We start from the raw sequence: 22,047 nt of genomic DNA, 5'->3' as shown, positions 1-22,047 counted from the left end.
ATGTCAATTCTTTTTAACAAAAAAACGACCATTTCCCTATTTTTATCAAAGAGAAAGCGGATCGTTTTTACGAGTGTCTATTGGAACCCTTAAGCGACTTTCGCTTTTGGTTCACGGCCTAAAACAGCTTGGATGACTGTCAAGCCAAGCAATAAGCCAAGTGCTAGATAGATGAGGCTTGAGTATTGTGTAACGCCCCAATCTTGTCCTAAGGTACGGTAAACCACAAGGACGATGGCTTGAATGATTGCTGTGATGACATTTAAAAAGCCAAATGCCCATAAATTGCCATTTTCTTTACGTGCTAAATAGAAGATAGAGAAATATAAGCTGACTGCCAACCAACCGAAACTGATAATGATCATTGCCCAATAAATAATAGCTGCTACCAATGTATTTCACCTCACTTTGATTCGTGACTAGTTTACCACGTTTTTTGTTCCTTGTCATGAAGGAATCTCTTTCTTTGTGAGGCAAAAAACAAAGAGCAAAAGCAGTAATGAAAAGATCGTCTGCTACATTTGCTATTGGTGGGTTTGCTGGAAAAGGGACGATTTTTCTCACTGGGGTTATTTTCAGCTGTGTATAATAGAAATAAGTTGTTTTTTGCAAAAAAATACGAGTTAAGAATCAATTAATAATTAGTTAATAGCTGATTTAGATCTGCTTGCTAGAATGATCACAGAAGCAAGCAAGGAGGAAGTAGAAATGGAAAATGTTCTTAAAATCAAAGGATTAAACAAGCGTTACGGCAAACAGCTGGCGCTGCATGATGTCGATCTAACGATCGCCAAAGGAGATATTTATGGATTGGTAGGGAGAAATGGTGCTGGGAAGACGACCTTACTAAAAGCGATCGTGCAGCTGATCCAACCCACCAGTGGCAGTCTGCAGTTGTTTGGTGTTGAAGGCGGCAAAGCCTACATCCAGATGCTGAAACGGGTCGGTAATGTGATTGAGACTCCAGTCGCTTACGACCAATTGACCGCAGAACAAAATTTGAACTATTATTGCAAAATCAGCGGGGTGGTGGAACCTGATGCCGTTAGTAAGGCACTGGCATTTGTTGGTTTGACCAATGTCGGCAACAAGAAATACCGTGATTTTTCTTTAGGAATGAAACAAAAACTGGGCTTAGCGATTGCTTTGTTGAATCAGCCAGATTTTCTAATTTTAGATGAACCGATCAATGGCTTGGATCCTGTCGCGATCGTTGAATTTCGAGAGCTGCTTTTACGATTGAATCAAGAACGCGGCATGACGATTTTGATCTCCAGCCATATTTTAGAAGAGCTGTACTTAGTGGCTACACGCTTTGGGGTCATTAGTGAGGGGCGTCTGATCAAAGAGATGACCAAACACGAATTCGATCTGATGGCGAAACGGTTTATTCAATTAGAAGTCGATGATGTAGCCACAGCTAGCCGCTTACTGGACAGTCAACTGATTTCTGAATATAAAGTTGTCAGTGACCACAAGATCCACATCTACCAAGAAAATGTATTGATTCGTGATCTAATCCGTCAATTGGTTTATGAAGGGATCGCTATCGACCAGATTTCTTTTGAAGGGGAAAACCTAGAGTCGTATTTCAAAGAGTTAGTGACAAGTGAAGGGGGAAATTAAGATGTTGAATTTTATTCGGGCAGATTTGTATCGTTTATCTAAAAGTAAAAGTTTTTGGATCACAGAAGGAATTATTTTATTGTTGGTGATTTTAGCGGTTGTTTCAAATGGTGACGTGGGAGTCACCCTGGGAGATAGTACGCAAACCACAGGCAGCCTTGCCGAAATGACGGGCTTTCTTGCGATCCAGACCAGCCTGTCTTCCATGTTATTGTATTATTCACTGCCGTTAGTGATGCAAGTTTTAGGGAGTGAGTACACGAAAGGGACGATGAAGAATATCATTACCGTCGGTGTTTCTAAACCCGCCTATCTTTTTGGAAAATTCTTGGTGTATGCGTTGGTACTTGTCTTGCAAATTTTGGCTATTTGCTTAGTGAGCTTTGTTGCGGGAACGATCATTGGCGGTACCGGCTTTGAAGACATCTCTCAGCTAGAAAACTTAGTGTATTATTTCGCTGGCTTTGTATTGATCTTACTGGCTACCTCATCTTTTGCCTTGTTGGTGTTGTATTTGACCAAAAATACAGCAGTCAGCGTGTTGGCGACGATCTTTATTCCGATGGGCTTTGCGATTGCACGTTTTTCTTTGCCAACCTGGAAATTCTTAGAATACTTGGATTTCCAAGGCGGATTAGAGATGGTGACTATGACCACTTTCAAAACGTGGGAAATGGTTCAACCAATTTTTGTTGGGAGTCTGATTAGTTTGTTGCTTTGTCTTTTGGCTGCACATCTGGTGTTTAAGAGACAAGAATTATAAAGAAAAGAAAAACGTCCAACAGGACCGACCGCAAAAGGTCAGACTGTTGGGCGTTTTTGTCCGTGTAGCCAGTGTTTAATGGGACTTAGCAGACTGCTGCCAAGCCAAAGTCAAACGAAACGTCTCTTCGGTTGTATCCAGTTGAATCTTGCCCTCTAATGCATGAGTCAATGCCGCGATAATATACAGACCAAGTCCAGCTTGCTGTTTGTGCCGTGAAAGGTCTTCCGTATAAAAGCGGTGAGTCAATTTTTCTGGGTGCTGGATCGGTGTCCTCAGCTGATTTTCCTGTTGGAAAACGATGCGATCTCCTTGTTGTTTCAAGCGGATCGTTCCCGTTTCATTGCCATGTTCCAGCAGATTACCAAGGACATTTTGAAAAATACGCTGCCAACTTTTTTTATCTGAAATGATCATGATATTGGGTTGGATCGCAACCGTCAGTGATAAATGGTTTTCCTCAAAAGAAGGATAGAGCTGGAGCAGTTCCTCCTCCAGCAAACGAGAAAGATCGAATTCTTCTAAGGTCAAAGCCAGTTGATTGTCTTTGAGGCGCTGATAGGTCAATAACTGTTCCAGATGATTTTCGACTTTTTCTAGGTTACTGCTGACTTTTTCCAACAGCTGCAGCTGTTGGTTGTTGAGGGTCGTATCGGCTTGCAGCAGTTGTGTGTAGCCGCTGGCGACCGTTAAAGGTGTGCGCAAGTCGTGAGAGATATTTTGAATGGCTTGTTCCAATTGCTGGTTTTCTTGCAGCATTTGATAGTGTTGCTGCTTATTTTTTCTAAGTATCTGATTGTTTAACAAGGCGATCGCTTTTAAAGCGGGCACTCGGGTCTGCAAATGGATCTCTTGATTTGTTTCGATTTCGCTGATTCTTGCTAATTGTTGGTGGTACTTTTTCAGATCATACAGTAAAAATAGCCAGTAACCGATCAATAAAGCAACGATCAAGGCAGCGAAAAACTGAAGTATATGCATGGGGTTCCTCCTTTTTAAGCTAACTTGATGCCGATGCCCCAGACAGTATCGATATACGCTTCCTCTGGATCGAGTGTTTTGATTTTGCTGCGTAAATGGCTGATATGGACATTGATCGTGTTTTCTTCACCGTAATAGGGTTCTTGCCAAACAGCTTCATAGAGCATTTCTTTCGTATAAACTTTTTTGGGGTTGGCTAAGAGCAGGGAAAAAATCTCAAACTCCTTTTTCTTCAACTGAACCGTTGCTTCTCCTCGTTGCAGCTGAAACGAGTCAGGCAACAGTTGAATGTTTTTATACGAGAGGCTGCTGGCAACAGGAGGGGCTTGTTTATTTGTGCGCAACTGAACAATAATACGGGCTTTTAATTCTTCGACATTGAAGGGTTTGGTCAAGTAATCATTGGCACCCGCCAGCAAAAGGGTGGAAACATCGGCTGGTTCATCTAAGGCAGTCAAGATAATGACGGGGACCGTGGAGGTTTGGCGAATCTCTTGCAAGACTTGTGTCCCATCTTTACCAGGGAGCATTCGATCTAGCAAAATCAAGTCGAAAGCATCTTGCTGAAAAAGTAGCAGACCTTCCGTGCCTGAATAGGCTTGCTGGACAGTATAGTCAGCTGCTAAAATAGTAGCCAACATTTCGCTGATCTCATTGTTGTCTTCGATAATCAAAATTTTCATTTGGTTTTCCCATTCTCCTTGCATTTGTTGCATCTATTATAAGCAATTCCGCACGAAAAAGCATTAGTTGCTTTTAAAAAAGAAAATGGCTGATTTTTCGCAAAAACGGTTCTTTTTCGGTTAGAATAAGAGAAAAGCCATAAAGGAAGTTAGAACGATGAAGGTATCTATTGAGCAAGCAATCGCAGCGGTCACCGCCGCATCATCCGTGACCTTTTTGACGGGGGCTGGTGTTTCGACCCCATCTGGCATTCCTGATTACCGTTCCTTAAAAGGGGTCTATCAAGGAGTGGCACAGCCAGAGTATTTGTTAAGCCATGACTGTTTAGAAAACGAACCGGAAACATTTTATCAGTTCGTCAAGCACCTCTACCATCCTCAAGCACAGCCTAATATCATTCATCAAAAAATGGCTGAGCTGCAAGCGAAGAAAACCGTCTGGGTCGTTTCGCAAAACATCGATGGCTTGCATGAAAAAGCAGGCAGTCACCAAAGAATCGATTTTCACGGCTCTTTGTACAACTGTTATTGCCGAAAATGCGGCAATCAGGTACCTTGGCAAGCGTATTTGCAAGATTGGCACCATGCAGGGTGCGGCGGTCAGATTCGGCCAGCGATCGTGCTTTACGGGGAAGGATTTACTGATGAAACCATTGAAGGAGCCATTCAAGCCGTTGCTCAAGCCGACCTGACGGTGGTCGTGGGGACTTCGCTGCAAGTCTATCCTTTTGCAGGGCTAGTCGATTACAGCCAGCAGGTGTTGGTCATCAATAAGGAACCATTGGCGATCCCGAATGAATATGGCATGTTGACCGCAGCAGCCGAAACGTTTTTCCAGAAAATTGAATGAAGGAGTTTATGATATGACACAACGTACCGAAAAAGAGAAAATGATTGCTGGCGAATTGTACTTTTCCCCAGATCCAGAATTGGTGGCAGATCGAAAATATGCCCGTGAACAAATGAACCTGATCAACCAAGAAACTGATACAAAAATCAAAGAGCAGTTACTAAAAGAAACTTTCGGCTCTGTGACTGGTCGAATCTATATCGAACCGAATGTCCGCTTTGATTATGGCTACAATATTTCTGTCGGCAAAAACTTCTATGCTAACTACGACTGTGTGCTATTAGATGTTTGCCCGATTACCTTTGGCGACAATTGTATGCTGGCACCCAATGTTCGGTTGTTTACGGCGACTCATCCATTACATCCGGTCAAACGAAATAGCGGCTTAGAATTAGGGGCACCGATCGTGATTGGCGACAACGCATGGATCGGTGGTGCGGCCACGATTTTGCCAGGGGTCCGCTTAGGCAACAATGTCGTGGTAGGCGCTGGCAGTGTCGTTACCAAATCATTCCCCGACAATGTCGTGCTGGCGGGAAATCCAGCACGGGTCATCAAGACGATCGACTTAGAAGAAGAAAACAACCAGCAAGATCCCTTGGCTGTTCAGCGGGCAGCGATCGATGACATTGATTGGCAACTCACGCATCTTTTGGAAAAACGTATGAGCACGGTCAACGAAATCGTACAATTGAAGAAAAGCAGTCAATTGCCAGTATTAGATGAAAATCGTGAAGAGAAAGTGCTGGAAAACATTCGGCAGGCGATTTCTAATCAAGCCTATGAAGAAACGATTTTGGCTATGTTTCAATCAATTATGAACCACTCAAAAACCTATCAAGAGAATCAATTGGAGGAATGAGTATGGATGGAGGAACACGTCGAGAAAACATTTTAGCGGCATTGAAGCAAGCGGACAAAGCGATCAGTGCCAGCAAACTGGCAGAATCCCTCGGAGTCAGCCGTCAAATCATCGTTGGGGACATTGCCTTATTGCGAGCAGCTGGTGAAGCGATTGTGGCTACGGCTCGCGGCTATCGTCTCCAAGCGCTGTTGGATGAGGCAGGACATGTAAGTAAGCTAGCAGTGCAGCATCGACCTGAACAAACGGAAGAAGAATTGCGCATCTTTGTCGCTTGTGGTGTGGAAGTGGTCGATGTCATCGTTGAGCATGAGATCTATGGAGAGATCACTGGCAATTTGCAGATCCAAACAGACCAAGACGTGACTGATTTCATCAACAAAACCAAACATGCAGAAGCCCGCTTGCTCTCAGATTTAACCAATGGGGTACACTTGCATACGTTGCGCTACACCGATCCTGCGGCTCTGGAAAAAGCCAAACAACAGTTAGCAGAAAAAGGCATGCTCTACCAAAATTGAGGAGTGAAGTGATGCAAGATGTCTTATTGATCATTGACTTGCAAAATGGGGTCTGTCAAACAAATGACCAAACAATTGACCATTTGTCGGAATTATTGCTGTTCGTCAACCAACGAATCCAACGATATCGTAAAGAAGAAAAACCAGTTATTTTTGTTCAGCATGAAGAGGAGACGTTGCCCTACGGTAGCAAAGCATGGCAACTGCACCCAGCATTGGCCTATGAACCAACGGATCGTTTGATTCGAAAAAAACACGCCAATAGTTTTTTTCAAACAGATCTACAAGCGGTCTTACAGACAAACCAAGTGCGTAGTATCGAATTTGCTGGTGCTCAGACGGAATATTGCCTTGATGGCACGATCAAATTCGCGCATGGTCTGGGTTATCAAAACGTCGTGTATGCCCAAGCCACAACGACGTATCCAAGCCGAGGACGATCAGCAGCTGAAATCATTGATTGGTACGAAATGATCTGGCAAGGACGCTTTGCGGAAGTCTTGGCAAATCCTCAGATGAAAAAATTGTGATTTCTTGTTGACAAGGCGTTCATTTTCCAGTAAAGTACTCTTCAACAAGAATAATGAATCTGTTGAGAAGGAAAGTAACCGCGGATACTTCAAAGAGAGACTCTGGTTGGTGGAAAGAGTCAAGTCAGAAGCGATGAAAAATGGCCTTGGAGGATTGATTGTCGATAAGTAGGCAATCACGGATGCGCACTACCGTTACAAAGTGCACCAATCTCTAGCACGACTAGACGTTGGGTTGAGGGAAGGGAAACCTTCTAAACAAAAGGTGGTAACACGAGTATTCGTCCTTTTACTAGCAAACGCTGGTAAAAGGACTTTTTTTATACCTAAAATCAAATAGCACCACACACGAAGAATTGGTAAGTACAAAAGCACGTTTTTTCAACAGAGAGCTTCGGTAGCTGAAAAGAAGCATCAAACGACTTTTAGAAAATGGCCAAGGAGTGATTCGTTCCGAGCAGTAGTTTGCAAGGCGACGACGGTAGCGACCGTTATCTGGCTAGAGTATGATCGTACTCGAAAAGGAGCTGTATGTGAGTGCAGCTTAAACTGAGGTGGTAACACGCAAAAAGGCGTCCTCAAACAAGTCACAGGTGACTTGTTTGAGGACGCCTTTTTTTATTGAAAAAGACAAGAACTAGGGGGAAGACGATGATTTCATTAAAAGACATATCAGTAACATTCAATCAACCAAAGAAACCCGCGATCCAAGCGGTCAAAAACGTATCGATCGAGATCGACAAAGGGGACGTTTACGGCATCGTGGGCTACTCAGGCGCCGGGAAAAGTACACTCGTCCGTGTGATCAACTTATTGCAGCGCCCAAGTAGCGGCAGCGTCGTCGTCAATGGTACCGAGCTGACCACGCTTTCTGCGAAAGCCCTGCGAGAAAAACGGAAAACGATCGGAATGATCTTTCAGCACTTCAACTTGATGGACAGCCGCAATGTTTTTGATAACGTGGATTTCTCCTTAAAATACGGGGGACGGTCCAAACAGGAACGTCATCAAAAAGTAACCGAGCTGTTAGCATTGGTGGGATTGGAAGAAAAAGCCCAAGCGTTTCCTAGCCAACTATCTGGAGGACAAAAACAGCGGGTCGCGATTGCCAGAGCGTTAGCGAATGATCCAGAGATCTTGCTTTGTGATGAAGCAACCAGCGCCCTTGATCCGAAAACGACCTTACAGATATTGGCTTTGTTGAAAAAATTAAATCGAACCCTCGGCTTGACTATCGTGATCATTACTCATGAGATGCAAGTCGTCAAAGAAATCTGCAACAAAGTGGCAGTGATGGAAGACGGCGAAGTCATCGAGCAAGGTTCAAGCGTTCAGATTTTCAGTCAACCAGAAAAACCATTGACCAAAGATTTCATCCGAACGGCGACGCACATCGACCAAGCCTTAGAAACGATCCTTGGCAGTTCGAAGTTTTCTTCCTTGGCACCAAATGAATGGCTGGTGGAGCTGTCCTATGTTGGCGATCAAACCAATGAACCACTGATCGCCCAATTGTACAGCCGCTACAAAGTGACCACCAATATTCTTTACGGCAACGTGGAGATCTTGCAAGAAGTGCCGATCGGCAGCTTAGTCGTTAGCTTATCTGGCGAATACCATCAGCGTAAACATGCCTTAGAATACTTGAAGGCTCAAGGAGTTTACACCAATATTTTAAAAGAAAATCATGCAGAACCATTAAACAATGTGATTAAAGGAGGATTTTAGATGGCTGCCTTATTAGAAAGATATTTTCCCAATGTTGTTGCGATCCAAGATGAATTTGTGAGAGCAACGATCCAAACCTTGTATATGGTTTTTTGGACCTCTTTGATTGCGGGCATCTTAGGTATCTTGTTAGGGATCGTCTTGGTAGTAACTCGACCGAATGGGATTTTAGAAAATCGACCGCTCTTTGAATTTCTCGATAAAGTCATCAATGTGGTCCGCTCGATCCCCTTTATTATCTTATTGACGTTACTAGGAACCTTTACCCGATTCCTTGTTGGAACGACCATCGGCGAAACAGCAGCATTGGTTCCTCTGATTGCTGGGATCATCCCCTTCTTTGCTCGGCAGATCGAGATCGCCTTGCTAGAAGTTGACCCCGGTGTCGTAGAAGCAGCTGAAGCGATGGGCACCAGTCCTTTCGGTATCATTTTTCGGGTCTATTTACCAGAAGGCGTGGCGGGAATCATTCGGGTCTCTGCATTGACCGTGATCAATGTGATTGGATTGACCGCCATGGCAGGAGCTGTTGGCGCTGGTGGTTTAGGCAACTTAGCCATCACCCGCGGGTACAACCGATTCCAGACCGATGTCACGATCATGGCGACCTTGATCATCTTGGTATTCGTTTTTATCAGTCAATTTGTCAGCAACCTACTCATTAAACGAGTATCACACTGACCACCACTTACGTACAAATAAAAAATCAAGCAAGTCTATGGAGGAAGCAAAAATGAAAAAAATCGTACAATCAATCGTCTTAGGGGCAGCATTATTATTTATTACTGGATGCGGAAACAATGGCAGTGCCGCAGCCAATGACCAAGAAGAAGTGACGGTGAAATTAGGGGTGATCGGGGCGGACACCGACGTTTGGGATGATGTCAAGGATCGTTTGAAAGACGAAGGCATCAATTTAGAATATGTCCAATTCTCTGATTACAATCAACCCAATGCAGCTTTAGCTGATGGTTCCATCGACCTTAATTCATTCCAACACCAATTTTTCTTGGACAACTATAATGAAGAATTTGGTACTGATCTCGTATCGATCGGCAATACAGTCAATGCGCCATTAGGCATTTATTCCGACAAAGTGACGGATGTCAACGATTTGGCGGAAGGAGCTAAAGTTGCGATCCCTAATGATGTGACCAATGGTGGTCGGGCATTGCTTTTATTACAATCAGCTGGATTGATCAAAGTGGATGAAGCAGCCGGACAAACACCAACGGTCGCGGATATTACAGAAAACCGTTTGAACTTAGAAATTTCAGAACTTGATGCAGCGCAAACCGCACGGGCACTTTCGGATGTCGATGTTTCGGTCATCAATAGCGGCATGGCGGTGGATGCAGGATTTGTACCAACCGAAGATGCGATCTTTTTAGAGCCTGTTGATGAAACGGCCCGTCCTTACGTCAACATCATTGCCGCCCGTAAAGAAGAGGAAGACAATGAAGTTTACCAAAAAGTGGTCGCTGCTTACCAAACAGAGGATACGAAAAAAGTCATCGAGGAAACGTCAAAAGGATCAAGCGTTCCTGCTTGGGAAACCTTTGGGGCAAAATAAGCACCATGTAATTTGATAAAAAACTGAAAAAGCATGTATAAAAAGGAGAGATTTGATTATGACAACAGCAACTATTACGAAAGCAACCATCAAACCATTTATCCAAGAGCGTTTAGCCGCTTATCAAGCCTTGGCATTAGATATCCACAATCACCCAGAAGTCAGCAACTATGAGTTTTATTCAGCCGATGCCCTGATCGCCCAATTAGAAAAAGAAGGCTTTGCTGTTAAAAAGGATGTGGCAGGCCATCGCACCGGCTTTGATGCCCGCTATGTCAGTGGGAAACCGGGTCCGACGATTGCCTTTTTAGCCGAGTATGATGCGTTACCTGGCATCGGTCATGCCTGCGGACACAATCTCTTCGGGACTTATTCCGTCTTAGCTGCCAGTGCTCTGCAACCTTTCATCGATGAGCTAGGCGGGGAGATTCGAGTCTATGGGACGCCAGGAGAAGAAGGTGGAGAAAATGGTTCCGCTAAAGGCAGTTTTGTCCGTGAAGGGTTCTTCGATGATGTCGATGCCGCTCTTTGTGTCCATCCAGCCCATCGCTATGGCAAAACGACGGCTTCATTAGCCAATGATCCAGTGGATATCAAGTTCTATGGTCGGGCTTCCCATGCGGCAGCTGCACCAGAAAAAGGCATCAACGCGTTAGAAGCATTGCTGCAAGTCTTTAACGGGATCAATGGGTTGCGCCTGCATTTACCAAAAGATGTCAATATTCATGGTGTGATCACCGATGGCGGCGTGGCAGCCAATGTCGTGCCAGAATATGCAGCCGGTCGTTTTTATTTACGAGCTGCCAATCGAGCAACCTTGAATGATGTCTACGAGAAAGTCGAAAACATCGTAAAAGGAGCCGCTTTAGCTACGGGAGCGACCTATGAATTTGGTTTGTTCCAAAACTCCGTCGACGATGTGATCGTGACACCAAGTTTTGATGAGATCTTCTTCGCCCATGCCCAAGAAGCGGGCGTACCTGCCGATGAGATCGATACGGAAGCCAAAACAAGCCTTGGTTCGTCTGATGTCGGCAATGTCAGTCAAGTGATCCCGACGATCCAACCCACCGTTTCGATTTCAGATGACTACATTGCGGGTCATTCGGAAGAATTCAAAGCCGCTGCCAAGAGTGAAAAAGGCTTGCAATCGATCGCCATCGCGGCGGAACTTTTAGCGCTGACGGCATTAGACCTTTTTGAGCAGCCAGCGTTATTAGAAAAAATCAAAGCCGATCATCAAGAAAGCCTAGCGAAAGGCAATTAATGCCAAAACCGTGAAGGAAGATAGTCAATAGTATAGAAAAAAAGTCTCTGCCGCAAAATGTCGGTAGAGACTTTTTAGTTAGTCGATGACTAAAATGCCTTCTTTCAATGAAAAAGGATTTTGTTGATTGATATGATCGTAGAACATGACCCCGTTCAAATGATCGATCTCATGCTGAACGACGATCGCAGGATAGTTCTTCAAACGAACTTTTTTCTTTTTGCCGTTGATGTCGTAATAGCTGATCGTGATCCGGGCATGGCGTACCACGTAGCCAGGGACTTCACGGTCCACGGACAGACAGCCTTCGCCTTCACCCAAACAAGCTTCTTGCACGGAATGACTTAAAATTTTGGGGTTGTATAGAACATCTTTAAAATCAGGTTCAGTTTTTTCTGGGTCGCTGCTAGGGACGAGGACCGCTGTGATTCGTTTTGAAATATCTAATTGAGGAGCTGCTAGACCAACGCCGCCTCTTAATTCAAGTTCTTCTGCCTTGACTGGGTCTTGGCTGTTTTCTAAAAAGGTCATCATTTCTTTTCCCAGTGCGATATCTTCTTCGCTCAAAGGAAAAGGTACTTCTTTTGCTACTTCACGCAAGGTTGGATTGCCTTCGCGAATAATATCATCCATTGTAATCATTGATGATGTGATTCCTCCTACTATGTAAAAATGACGAAAGCAAGTTTCGTTCCTAATAAAGTGTACCATAAGTGTAGAAAGAAGGGCATAAGAAAGTTTAAACGGTAAAGCTTTCTTATTAAATGAAACGATATTTCTATATTAACGATTTAATTATGAAATATAGTTGCAAATGGGAAAAGAATCAGTTATAATGCTTTTATAGAAAACGGTATCACGAAAGTGACCCATCAAGGAGGCAAAGAGATGTTCGGCTTTTCTGTATTTATGAACGAAGACTTGACGGCAGCAGAACTTGAGCAGATGACTGCGATGGCATCAGGCTTTAAAGGGATTTTCACCTCCATGCACATACCAGAAGATGATCGCAGTACTTATCGGCAGCGTTTGACGGACTTGGGAGGTTTCGCAAAAGACCATCAGCTGTCTTTAATGGTAGATATTTCTGGAAACGCATTAGCAGAAGCGGGCTTTTCCATCGACAATCTGGCGGAACTAAGGGAGATCGGTGTCACTGGTTTACGAATGGATTATGCGATCGACAATCAGCAAATCGCAGCTTTTTCAAAAGAAATGACCATCAGTTTGAATGCCAGTACATTGACGGAAAAAGACATTCGAGAGCTGCAGGCGTATGGAGCCGATTTTACTCGTTTGGAAGCTTGGCACAATTATTACCCCCGACCAGAAACGGGACTGGATGTTGGCTGGTTTCAGGAGAAGAACCGCTGGTTGAAAGCACAAGGCTTTTTCGTCCAAGCCTTTGTTCCAGGGGATGCCAAGAAACGCGGACCGTTATTTCAAGGATTACCCACACTGGAAAGACACCGGAACTGGTCGCCTTTTGCCGCAGCGATCGACTTATTGGCAACTGGCTCAGTCGATGCTGTTTACATTGGCGATGGCATGGTTTCTGAAAAAAGTGCCCAGCAGTTTGCGACGTATCTGCAAGAAGCGCGGATCGTTTTGCGGGTCAAAGATCTTGGTTCCACTTACTTTGAACACGTCTTAGGGAATCACCAAAATCGTTACGATGAAGCTCGGGATGTCTTGCGCAGCGCCGATGCCCGTTTCAATGCCATTCCAGAAGTCAAACCTGAACTTAGTCAAGAGCGGCCAGTGGGGGCTGTGACGATCGATAACCAAGAGTACTTGCGCTATATGGGAGAGATCCAGGTGTGCAAACGACCTTTGCCGGCAGACCCAAAAGTCAACCTCGCCGCTCAGGTGATACCAGCCGATCTGCCGTTGATCCAACAAATCAAAGCAGGGATGCGATTTAAATTAGAAAGAGATGATTCCGATGAATAAAATCAATTTAGACAAATTAACGACCGAACGACGCAATAGTGAAACGAGCAATTTAGATGAAATGACGATTTTAGAAGCGTGTCAAAAAATGAACCAAGAAGATCAAAAAGTTGCCTATGCGGTGGAAAAAGAAATTCCTAGTATTGAAAAAGTGATTGAACAAACCATCGTCGCTTTTAAAAAGGGCGGACGCTTGATTTATCTTGGCGCTGGGACGAGTGGTCGATTAGGCGTCTTGGATGCGGCCGAATGTGTCCCAACCTTTGGAGTATCACCTGAGATGGTGGTCGGTTTGATCGCCGGTGGCGAAGAAGCGATGACGGTCGCTGTCGAAGGAGCAGAAGACTCCTTAACGCTAGGCAAACAAGACCTTATCGATTTGAAGTTGAACCAAAATGATATGGTGATCGGGATCGCTGCCAGTGGCAGAACCCCTTACGTGATCGGGGCGCTTAACTATGCCAATGAGCTCGGTGCCACAACGGCTACGATCGCTTGTAATAAAGATGCGGAGATCTCTCAGCATGCCAGCTTTCCAATCGAGGTCGATTGTGGACCAGAATTTCTTACAGGTTCGACTCGTTTGAAATCAGGAACTGCCCAAAAATTGATTTTGAATATGATTTCGACGTTATCGATGGTAGGGATCGGCAAAGTCTACAATAATTTGATGGTCGACGTGAAAGCGACCAACGAAAAATTGGTGGAACGCTCAAAACGGATCATCATGCAGGCGACTGAAGCTGATTATGAAACAGCCGCCGCGGCATTTGAAGAAGCAGATCAGAATGTCAAATTGGCGATCGTGATGCTGTTGACTGATAGCACGAAAGACGAAGCACAAGCAAAACTTGCCACGGCACAAGGGTTTGTCAAAACGGCGTTAGGAGGAGAAAAGTAATGGCAAAAGAAACACTGACGGTAGAAGAGTTAGCGGAGAAGATTTTTCAAGAAGCCGGCGGAATGGACAACGTAGAAACAGTCAATCACTGTATGACTCGCGTACGAATGACCGTCCGCGACCACGACAAGGTCGATCAACAAGGGTTAAAAGAGATTCCCGGTGTGATGGGTGTGGTCAATGATGAGCAGCTGCAAGTCATTATCGGACCAGGGAAAGTCAACAAAGTAGCCAATGCAATGGTGGCAAAAGCTGGTGTTGATTTAGGGCAAGAGATCCCACCGCAAAAATCAGGCAAAGAGGCGTTATCAGAAAAAACGGCAGAGATGAAAGCAGCCCAAAAAGCCAAACAAAAATCATCGCCATTAAAGTCGCTGCTGAAAGATATTTCTAATATCTTTGTTCCAATGATTCCAGCCTTCGTTGGTGCAGGACTCGTCGCAGGGATCGCTTCTGTCCTGACCAATATGATCACGGCTGGCCGATTAGATGGAGATACTTGGAATTATTATGTCATGATTTTAAACGTCCTCAGAAATGGGATGTTCACCTATTTAGCGATCTTTACTGGGGTCAATGCAGCGCAGGTCTTTAAAGCCAATCCAACCCTTGGTGGCGTGATCGGCTCGATCATCTTGCTGACAGGTATGAACCCAGAAGCCCCGATCCAAAACTTGTTCACTGGCGAAGCTTTAGCTGCCAACCAAGGAGGGATCATCGGTGTGATCTTCGCAGTATGGCTTTTGGCGAAATTAGAGGCAGTGCTGCATCGAGTGATTCCTGAAGCGATCGATATTATCGTGACCCCGACGTTGTGTTTGCTGATCATCGGTTTGACGGAGATTTTCTTGATCATGCCATTGGCAGGTCTGATCTCTGACAGCTTAGTCGGTTCGATCACTTGGGTCTTGAACGTGGGCGGTGCTTTCTCTGGGTTTGTCTTAGGGGCGGCCTTCCTACCAATGGTCATGTTTGGTTTGCATCAAATTTTGACCCCGATCCACATTCAAATGATCGAAGCAACAGGCAGCACGCAATTATTACCGATCTTAGCCATGGCTGGTGCTGGTCAAGTCGGTGCAGCTTTAGCCTTATGGGTACGACTACGTAAAGACAAAGAGCTTTCTGAAATGATCAAAGGCGCATTGCCAGTTGGGATCTTAGGCATCGGCGAACCATTGATCTACGGAGTGACGTTGCCATTAGGTCGACCATTTATCACTGCTTGTATTGGTGGTGGGATCGGTGGTGCGGTCATTGGCGCTTTGACAAATATCGGCGCAACGGCGATTGGACCGTCAGGGCTAGCTTTGATCCCCTTGATTGCCAACGGCCGTTGGATGGGCTATATTTTCGGCTTGTTAGCAGGCTATGCTGGCGGCTTCGTTGCCACCTACTTCTTTGGGATTCCGAAAGATCGCTTAGAAGCAGTCAAAGAAAGCGAGGCAGAAGAAGCAAAACCAGCTGCAACCGTTACTGTGCGACCGCAACCAAAACAAACGAGTGAAACGGCTGCAAAGGAAACGACAGCAACTCCATCAAAAGAACCGATCGATACCCCTTTATACGCAGTAGCCACAGGCACGACAAAAGCGATCAGTGCATCAAGTGATCCGGTATTTTCGCAAAAAATGATGGGCGACGGGTATTTCGTCTTGCCAGACAATGGTGCGATCTATGCACCAGCAGCAGGAACCGTCACGACGATTTTTCCCACGAAACATGCATTGGGGATCAAGACTGCCAGCGGGCTAGAGATTCTGCTGCACATGGGTGTTGACACCGCCGAATTGCAAGGAGCACCTTTTGAGATCCTGGTGGAGGAAGGCCAAGCCGTGACACCAGCTACCCAAGTTGCCCAAGTCGATTTGGCACAGTTGACGGCTAAAGGCAAAGCTTCTGAGATGCTCGTGATCATCACCAATATGGAGCAAGTAACCAATATCGAAGGGTTACCAGGAACAGAAACAAAAGCGGGTCAAGCCGTCATGCATGTGGCAACGATAAAATAATGTTAAAACCTCTATCGGATAAAGATAGAGGTTTTTTTTAAGAAGTTACTAAATAGATTGCGAAAAATTTTCCTTTATGTTACAGTTTCGTTACAAAGGGAGTGATCCCATTCGAGGAGGCAATGAGGATGAAAAAAATAATTTGGTTCGGACTAATGACGCTGGCTTTTTCACCACTGATGGTTCATGCAGATGAAACAGCTACGAGTGAAAGTGGCAATCAGGCTGCCGTTAGCGAGACGCTTTCATCAGAGGAGCAATCAGGAACGGATCAGACACAAGCTGCTGTCCAAGAAAGTACAGTAGAAAATCAAGAGACGGATCAATCCGCTGCTTCAGAAACTACGACTACCGAGAATCAAGAACCAGTCGATTCCGAAGCTGTTATTGCCTCGATCCAAGCAGAGACGGGGACGCAAGATGTCAGTGAGATCAACACGTTAGCCGATGAACCTAGTTCGCTGCGTAGCGCCTTAACCCAAGGGATCACTGAAGGAAGTGTGACCGCATTTACCCAAGAACAGTTGGACCAGTTGACAGATGAAGAATTGACCAATGGCAATCGCCTGGCGCTACGTTATTCCAGTGATGCGATGGGCTTTGATATTGCTTACTTAGCAAAAATCATCGGTGCCTTGTTTGTCGATCATACGTTATCCTGGGAAGCCATTGAGCCGCAATTGGCTTTTGATGCGAATAGCTACGCCAGTTTTGCTGACTTGATTCCTGTTGTGGATCAGCTGCAGGAATATTTACGGGTCGTCTATCCAGCAGACGGAGTCTTTTTACATTTGAATCAAGCCGTTTCCAACGAATGGATGATCTCAATTTTGACCAATTTAAATCAGATGGAACAAGAGATGCAAATCGATCCAGGTGCCTTTGTCCCAGGACGGATCTCGTATATCATTCAAGCGGCAAATGATTCCATGTATCTGCCTACAGGCACGCAAACGAGTACGACTGAAGAAGCGACCGCAACATCGACGAGTGCTCAAGAAACAGCGACAACGACTTCTTCGAAAGAGGCCAACGCTACTGCCGATGGTGAAAAAACATTACCTAAAACCAATGAAGCGCCAAGCTATACCTTACTGATCGCAGGTGTTATCCTGCTGCTGATTGTTTTCTTGATTCTATGGCGCCGCAAGAAAAAATGATTGTTATTTATAATCGTCAGAATGAAAAAATAGCAACCTTCGTTTTCCATCAGGGAAACGAAGGTTTTTTGTTTTCAGAAATTTCATTGGTTATTTCTTTTCAAATAACGCCCTTTATAAAAAGACCAGAATCGATTCCTTCATAAAAAAGTCAAATTTAAATTCTTGCATTCTCTGGTGAGGGGTGTATAATGACACAGTGTCATATGACAACGTGTCATATCGAGAGCTGTGATTTATTTTAAATTAGAAAGGAGTTGCTTGTGATGCCGACCGATACATTTTTTCACTTGCCGCCAGAAAAACAAAAGCGCATCTTAAATGCGGCGAAAAAAGAATTCTCAAGACTGCCGCTCAAAGACGCCTCGATCGCCAACATCATCAAAGATGCCGAGATTCCTCGCGGGAGTTTTTACCAATACTTCGAAAACAAAGAAGATCTTTATTACTATTATTTCCATACGTTGAAAAAAAATAGTCAGCGAGATCTGCTGAAATCGATCCAACATGAAAACGGGGATCTGTTTGCGGGGTTCGAATGGTACTTTTCACGGATGATCGCCGAGGTTTTCAAAGGCAAAAACGCAAACTTTTACCGCAATTTATTTATGAGTATGGATTATCGTTCCTTCCATAAAGTCGTGCCAGAGATGCAGCACAAGATGCATCAAGAAAACAAAGCCGATCGGCAGAAGCAGCAAGCCATCTTTTTGTCAGAGGTCGACAAAGATTTATTGAAAGTCAAAGACGACCATGAGTTGAAAATGCTGATCCAGCTGCTGATGCATACCGTCTTTTCGACGATTGCCGAAGCCTATCGCCAATCAGCGTTTGATCCAGACTATGATCCTGCCGAAGCGATCGCTGATTTCAACAGTAAAGTCCGCTGGTTAAGAGAGGGCGCAAAAAAAGAAAGAGGGGAAACCTATGATTAAGCTGATAAAACGCGTATCCGTCATTTCCATAATCATGGCAGTGGTGTTTATGGTGATCCAAGTCGTTTCTGATTTGTATCTACCGACATTGACTTCCAATATTATCAACAATGGGGTGGCGACAGGCGACATTGATTACATTTGGAAAACCGGCTTTTACATGATCGGCTTTTCATTGATCAGTATCATCGCCGCTTTAGGAAATACGTATTTCGCAACAAGAGAATCACAAAAATTAGGACAAAAACTACGTTCGGACATTTACCAAAAAGTTGAGAATTTTTCTTCTCGTTCTTTCGATAAATTTGGGACCGCATCATTAATCACGCGGACCACCAACGACGTCAACCAAATTCAAATGGTGACGCAAATGTTTTTACGTATGATGATCAATGCACCGATCACACTGATTGGGGCGAGCTTCTTGGCCTACCAAAAAGATGCCCAGTTAACACGGATCTTTTTAGTCGTTATTCCTATCATGCTAGTATTAGTCGGCGGTATTATGTATTTTGCCGTTCCTTTATTCAAAAGTATGCAAAAGAAAACCGACCGTTTGAACTTAGTCTTTCGTGAAGGCTTGACGGGGGTCCGGGTCATTCGGGCATTTGACAAAACGGATTATGAAGCAAACCGCTTTGATCAAGCCAACAAAGATTACACCCACACCGCGATTAAAGTAAATACCATCGTGGCCTTGATGATGCCTTTGATGACGTTGATCATGAGTGGAACGAACATTGCCATCACATGGTTTGGTGGTCATTATATTGCCGAAATGACCTTAGAAGTCGGGAACCTGATTGCGTTTATGACTTATGCGATGCAAATTTTGATCAGCTTTATGATGCTGTCCATGATCTTCGTGATGGTGCCAAGAGCCCAAGCATCAGCTGATCGGATCAACGAAGTCTTAAATGAAGAAGATGAAATTCTCGATCCAAAAACACCAGCGACATTGAGCTTACAAGGGGATCAAGCAACCTTGACTTTTGACCATGTGGCGTATCGCTACCAAGGCGCTGAGAAATTGGCGTTGGAAGATATCGACTTCCAAGCAAAATCTGGTGATTTTGTTGCCATCATCGGTGGGACGGGCTCAGGGAAAACGACATTAGTCAATCTCTTGCCTCGTTTGTACGATGTGGAGTCTGGTGCAATCAAAATCAATGGGGTCAATATTGCAGAAATCACCCAGCATAATCTACGAGAAGTCGTGGGCTTTGTTCCGCAAAAAGCGGTACTGTTTTCCGGTACCATTCGTGAAAATATGAAATATGGAAAACCTGATGCGACAGACGAAGAAATCTGGCAAGCATTAGAGATCGCCCAAGCCAAAGATTTTGTCTCCGAACTGGCAGATGGCTTAGATAGCCGTGTAGAACAAGGCGGCGGCAACTTCTCTGGTGGACAACGTCAACGTTTAGCGATTGCTCGTGCGTTAGTGAAACAAGCAGATGTCTATGTCTTTGATGATTCCTTCTCCGCATTGGACTTCAAAACCGATGCAAACTTACGAGCAGCGCTGAAACGCGACATGCAAGACAGCATCATGGTCGTGGTTGCCCAACGGGTCAGCACCGTCATGGATGCCGATACGATCTTAGTATTGGATGAAGGACAACTCGTAGGGAAAGGGACCCATGAATCATTAATGGCAGACAATGAAACCTATCAAGAAATCGTTTCTTCACAATTGAGAGAGGAGGATCTTGCATGAGTGAAAAGAAAACAACAACACAACACCGTGGCGGACCAATGGGTGGCGGCCCGGGCCGTAACATCGGTGCCAAAGGACCAAAACCAAAAAACTTTTGGGGGACGGTCAAACGGCTTTTCGGGTACATGTCGAAACGCTCCATCGCTATCATTGCCGTCTTCGTTTTAGCGATCGCAGCCGTGATCTTCCAAATCCAAACACCGAAAATTTTAGGGGAAGCGACCACTGAAATTTTTAAAGGGGTCATGATCGGTACGCAGCAGATGCAAGCCGGCCAACAGGTGACAGAATTTCCTATCGATTTTGAGAAAGTTGGTCAAATCATTTTGATCGCGATCGGCATGTATGTGATTTCAGCCGTCTTCAACTTTCTACAACAGTTTATTATGACCCGTGTCTCTCAACGAACGGTTTATGAGCTGCGTCGAGACTTAGATGAAAAAATGAACCGCTTGCCGATCTCTTACTATGATACTCACTCAAATGGGGATATCATGTCACGGGCAATCAATGATATGGATAATATCGCAAGTACCCTGCAACAAAACTTGACCCAATTTATTACGAGTGTCGTGACCTTTATCGGGGTTTTGTGGATGATGCTGACGATCAGTTGGCAACTGACTTTGATTGCTTTAGCAACGGTTCCTTTAAGCTTGATCGTCGTGATGATCGTCGCACCAAAATCGCAAAAATTCTTTGCGGCCCAACAAAAAAGTTTAGGATTGCTCAATGACCAAGTCGAAGAAACTTACGGCGGTCATACAGTAGTCAAAACCTTCAACCATGAAGCTGCCGATCAAGTCGTTTTTGAAGAAGAAAATGACCGTCTGTATTCTGCTGGTTGGAAAGCCCAATTTATTTCAGCGATTATTATGCCCTTGATGAACTTCATTAAAAACTTAGGCTATGTCTTCGTGGCTGTCCTTGGTGGAATCAAGGTAGCGAATGGGAACATGACGTTAGGGGATGTGCAAGCATTCTTGCAATACACCAATCAATTCTCTCAACCGATCACTCAAATCGCTAGTTTGCTAAACACCATCCAATCAACCGTTGCATCTGCCGAACGGGTCTTTGAAGTCTTGGATGAAGAAGAAATGAATGATGAGCCTTCTGGTTTACCAGTGGAAGACAGTGAATACAAAGTTCGTTTCGATCATGTTCAATTTGGTTATGCCCCAGACAAATTATTGATGACCGATTTTAATTTGGATGTCAAAGCTGGTGAGATGGTGGCTATCGTAGGACCAACCGGCGCTGGGAAAACCACGCTGATCAATCTCTTGGAACGTTTTTATGATGTTTCTGGCGGTAGCATTCGTTATGATGGCAGAGATACCCGAGACTTGACTCGTGATGAATTGCGTAGTAATATCTCGATGGTGCTGCAAGATACGTGGTTGTTTACCGGCTCCATCTATGACAACATTCATTATGGAAATGAAAAAGCGACCAAAGAACAAGTGATTGCTGCGGCGAAGGCTGCCCATGTGGATGATTTTGTTCGCAAATTGCCAGAAGGCTATGATACGGTCTTGAATGAAGAAGCCAGCAACATCTCCCAAGGTCAACGTCAGCTGATCACGATCGCCCGCGCCTTCTTAGCGGATCCGGACGTCTTGATTTTGGATGAAGCAACTTCTAGTGTCGATACGCGGACTGAGATCTTGATCCAGAAAGCAATGGGGCGTTTGTTAGAAAATCGGACCAGCTTTGTGGTTGCTCACCGTCTCTCTACGATTCGTGATGCTGACAATATCATCGTGATGAATCACGGATCTATTGTTGAGACTGGAAACCATGAGGAATTGATGGCGCAAAACGGTTTCTATGCAGACCTTTATAACAGTCAATTTTCAGAAGAAGTGGCGTGATCCACTGTTTGTAATGAAAGAAATTCTTCCCCAAATGATGATAAACAGACCGCCAAAGGTTGACTGAAAGAAAGCAGTGATTGTCACTGCTTTCTTTTTTTTATG

The 22,047-nt window shown here is 44.7% G+C and carries 21 protein-coding genes and 1 other annotated feature; of the genes, 17 read left to right on the top strand and 4 right to left on the bottom strand.

The features are described from left to right. Nucleotides 1–89 precede the first annotated feature (89 nt). On the bottom strand, nucleotides 90–392 hold the full coding sequence (locus P0G38_RS15405; protein WP_005227198.1) for a hypothetical protein: 303 nt from the start codon (nucleotides 390–392) through the stop codon (nucleotides 90–92). 316 nt (nucleotides 393–708) lie between these two features. Between P0G38_RS15405 and P0G38_RS15400 the strand changes: the two genes are divergently transcribed. Both P0G38_RS15400 and P0G38_RS15395 read left to right on the top strand, forming a co-directional pair. After that, nucleotides 709–1,626, top strand: coding sequence for an ABC transporter ATP-binding protein (locus P0G38_RS15400; RefSeq protein ID WP_010748672.1), 918 nt, complete (start codon nucleotides 709–711; stop codon nucleotides 1,624–1,626). A gap of 1 nt (nucleotide 1,627) precedes the next feature. After that, nucleotides 1,628–2,389, top strand: a complete 762-nt coding sequence (locus tag P0G38_RS15395; protein ID WP_010748673.1) for an ABC transporter permease — start codon at nucleotides 1,628–1,630, stop codon at nucleotides 2,387–2,389. Nucleotides 2,390–2,464: 75 nt separating this feature from the next. On the opposite strand, the gene P0G38_RS15390 is transcribed toward P0G38_RS15395, so the two are convergent. Both P0G38_RS15390 and P0G38_RS15385 read right to left on the bottom strand, forming a co-directional pair. After that, complete coding sequence (locus tag P0G38_RS15390; protein ID WP_015508849.1) at nucleotides 2,465–3,370, bottom strand: sensor histidine kinase; 906 nt, start codon at nucleotides 3,368–3,370, stop codon at nucleotides 2,465–2,467. A 14-nt stretch (nucleotides 3,371–3,384) separates the two neighbouring features. Beyond that, the gene (locus P0G38_RS15385; protein WP_015508850.1) at nucleotides 3,385–4,053 is read right to left on the bottom strand and encodes a response regulator transcription factor; all 669 of its coding nucleotides are present in this window, start codon (nucleotides 4,051–4,053) and stop codon (nucleotides 3,385–3,387) included. Nucleotides 4,054–4,210: 157 nt separating this feature from the next. On the opposite strand from P0G38_RS15385, the gene P0G38_RS15380 reads away from it, so the two are divergent. From P0G38_RS15380 to P0G38_RS15345, 8 genes are all read left to right on the top strand, one after another. Then, nucleotides 4,211–4,903 carry an NAD-dependent protein deacylase gene (locus P0G38_RS15380; protein ID WP_015508851.1) on the top strand — a complete coding sequence of 231 codons (693 nt, stop codon included), beginning with the start codon at nucleotides 4,211–4,213 and terminating at the stop codon, nucleotides 4,901–4,903. 13 nt (nucleotides 4,904–4,916) lie between these two features. Beyond that, nucleotides 4,917–5,765 (top strand): chorismate mutase, encoded by an 849-nt coding sequence (locus P0G38_RS15375; RefSeq protein WP_005227205.1) that lies wholly within the window; start codon nucleotides 4,917–4,919, stop codon nucleotides 5,763–5,765. Further along, nucleotides 5,762–6,286 (top strand): transcription repressor NadR, encoded by a 525-nt coding sequence (locus P0G38_RS15370; RefSeq protein WP_005227206.1) that lies wholly within the window; start codon nucleotides 5,762–5,764, stop codon nucleotides 6,284–6,286. The genes P0G38_RS15375 and P0G38_RS15370 overlap by 4 nt, the downstream gene beginning before the upstream one ends. Before the next feature lie 11 nt (nucleotides 6,287–6,297). Further along, on the top strand, nucleotides 6,298–6,816 hold the full coding sequence (locus P0G38_RS15365; protein ID WP_086293862.1) for a cysteine hydrolase family protein: 519 nt from the start codon (nucleotides 6,298–6,300) through the stop codon (nucleotides 6,814–6,816). 53 nt (nucleotides 6,817–6,869) lie between these two features. Continuing rightward, nucleotides 6,870–7,108, top strand: a binding site (T-box leader). Between the two features lie 359 nt (nucleotides 7,109–7,467). Further along, nucleotides 7,468–8,544, top strand: coding sequence for a methionine ABC transporter ATP-binding protein (locus P0G38_RS15360; protein WP_010748679.1), 1,077 nt, complete (start codon nucleotides 7,468–7,470; stop codon nucleotides 8,542–8,544). Beyond that, nucleotides 8,545–9,225 carry a methionine ABC transporter permease gene (locus tag P0G38_RS15355; RefSeq protein ID WP_275852907.1) on the top strand — a complete coding sequence of 227 codons (681 nt, stop codon included), beginning with the start codon at nucleotides 8,545–8,547 and terminating at the stop codon, nucleotides 9,223–9,225. It begins immediately after the preceding gene. 52 nt (nucleotides 9,226–9,277) lie between these two features. Next, nucleotides 9,278–10,117 (top strand): MetQ/NlpA family ABC transporter substrate-binding protein, encoded by an 840-nt coding sequence (locus P0G38_RS15350; protein WP_005227209.1) that lies wholly within the window; start codon nucleotides 9,278–9,280, stop codon nucleotides 10,115–10,117. 58 nt (nucleotides 10,118–10,175) lie between these two features. Further along, on the top strand, nucleotides 10,176–11,384 hold the full coding sequence (locus P0G38_RS15345; RefSeq protein ID WP_275852875.1) for a M20 family metallopeptidase: 1,209 nt from the start codon (nucleotides 10,176–10,178) through the stop codon (nucleotides 11,382–11,384). A 78-nt stretch (nucleotides 11,385–11,462) separates the two neighbouring features. On the opposite strand, the gene def is transcribed toward P0G38_RS15345, so the two are convergent. Next, nucleotides 11,463–12,026, bottom strand: a complete 564-nt coding sequence (gene def / locus P0G38_RS15340) for a peptide deformylase (RefSeq protein ID WP_005227211.1) — start codon at nucleotides 12,024–12,026, stop codon at nucleotides 11,463–11,465. Between the two features lie 246 nt (nucleotides 12,027–12,272). Between def and P0G38_RS15335 the strand changes: the two genes are divergently transcribed. The 7 genes from P0G38_RS15335 (at nucleotide 12,273) to P0G38_RS15305 (ending at nucleotide 21,942) form a co-directional block, all read left to right on the top strand. Continuing rightward, nucleotides 12,273–13,337 carry a DUF871 domain-containing protein gene (locus P0G38_RS15335; protein ID WP_153882984.1) on the top strand — a complete coding sequence of 355 codons (1,065 nt, stop codon included), beginning with the start codon at nucleotides 12,273–12,275 and terminating at the stop codon, nucleotides 13,335–13,337. Further along, the gene (gene murQ / locus P0G38_RS15330) at nucleotides 13,330–14,238 is read left to right on the top strand and encodes an N-acetylmuramic acid 6-phosphate etherase (RefSeq protein ID WP_275852866.1); all 909 of its coding nucleotides are present in this window, start codon (nucleotides 13,330–13,332) and stop codon (nucleotides 14,236–14,238) included. Before P0G38_RS15335 ends, murQ begins: the two co-directional genes overlap by 8 nt. Then, on the top strand, nucleotides 14,238–16,250 hold the full coding sequence (locus tag P0G38_RS15325) for a glucose PTS transporter subunit IIA (RefSeq protein WP_275852863.1): 2,013 nt from the start codon (nucleotides 14,238–14,240) through the stop codon (nucleotides 16,248–16,250). Before murQ ends, P0G38_RS15325 begins: the two co-directional genes overlap by 1 nt. A 128-nt stretch (nucleotides 16,251–16,378) precedes the next feature. After that, entirely contained in the window at nucleotides 16,379–17,410 is a 1,032-nt protein-coding gene (locus P0G38_RS15320) for an LPXTG cell wall anchor domain-containing protein (protein ID WP_275852860.1), read from the top strand. A 266-nt stretch (nucleotides 17,411–17,676) separates the two neighbouring features. Next, complete coding sequence (locus P0G38_RS15315; RefSeq protein ID WP_005227217.1) at nucleotides 17,677–18,345, top strand: TetR/AcrR family transcriptional regulator; 669 nt, start codon at nucleotides 17,677–17,679, stop codon at nucleotides 18,343–18,345. Beyond that, nucleotides 18,338–20,065: an ABC transporter ATP-binding protein gene (locus P0G38_RS15310; protein WP_008376197.1), complete on the top strand. Its 1,728-nt coding sequence runs from the start codon at nucleotides 18,338–18,340 to the stop codon at nucleotides 20,063–20,065. The genes P0G38_RS15315 and P0G38_RS15310 overlap by 8 nt, the downstream gene beginning before the upstream one ends. Beyond that, nucleotides 20,062–21,942 (top strand): ABC transporter ATP-binding protein, encoded by a 1,881-nt coding sequence (locus P0G38_RS15305; protein ID WP_061053672.1) that lies wholly within the window; start codon nucleotides 20,062–20,064, stop codon nucleotides 21,940–21,942. Before P0G38_RS15310 ends, P0G38_RS15305 begins: the two co-directional genes overlap by 4 nt. Nucleotides 21,943–22,047: the final 105 nt, after the last annotated feature.

It is taken from the genome of Enterococcus casseliflavus (assembly GCF_029215545.1).
GTDB lineage: Bacteria > Bacillota > Bacilli > Lactobacillales > Enterococcaceae > Enterococcus_D > Enterococcus_D casseliflavus.
The sequence above is the reverse complement of the archived record's forward strand: the minus strand, read 5'-3'. Positions and strand labels throughout refer to the sequence as shown.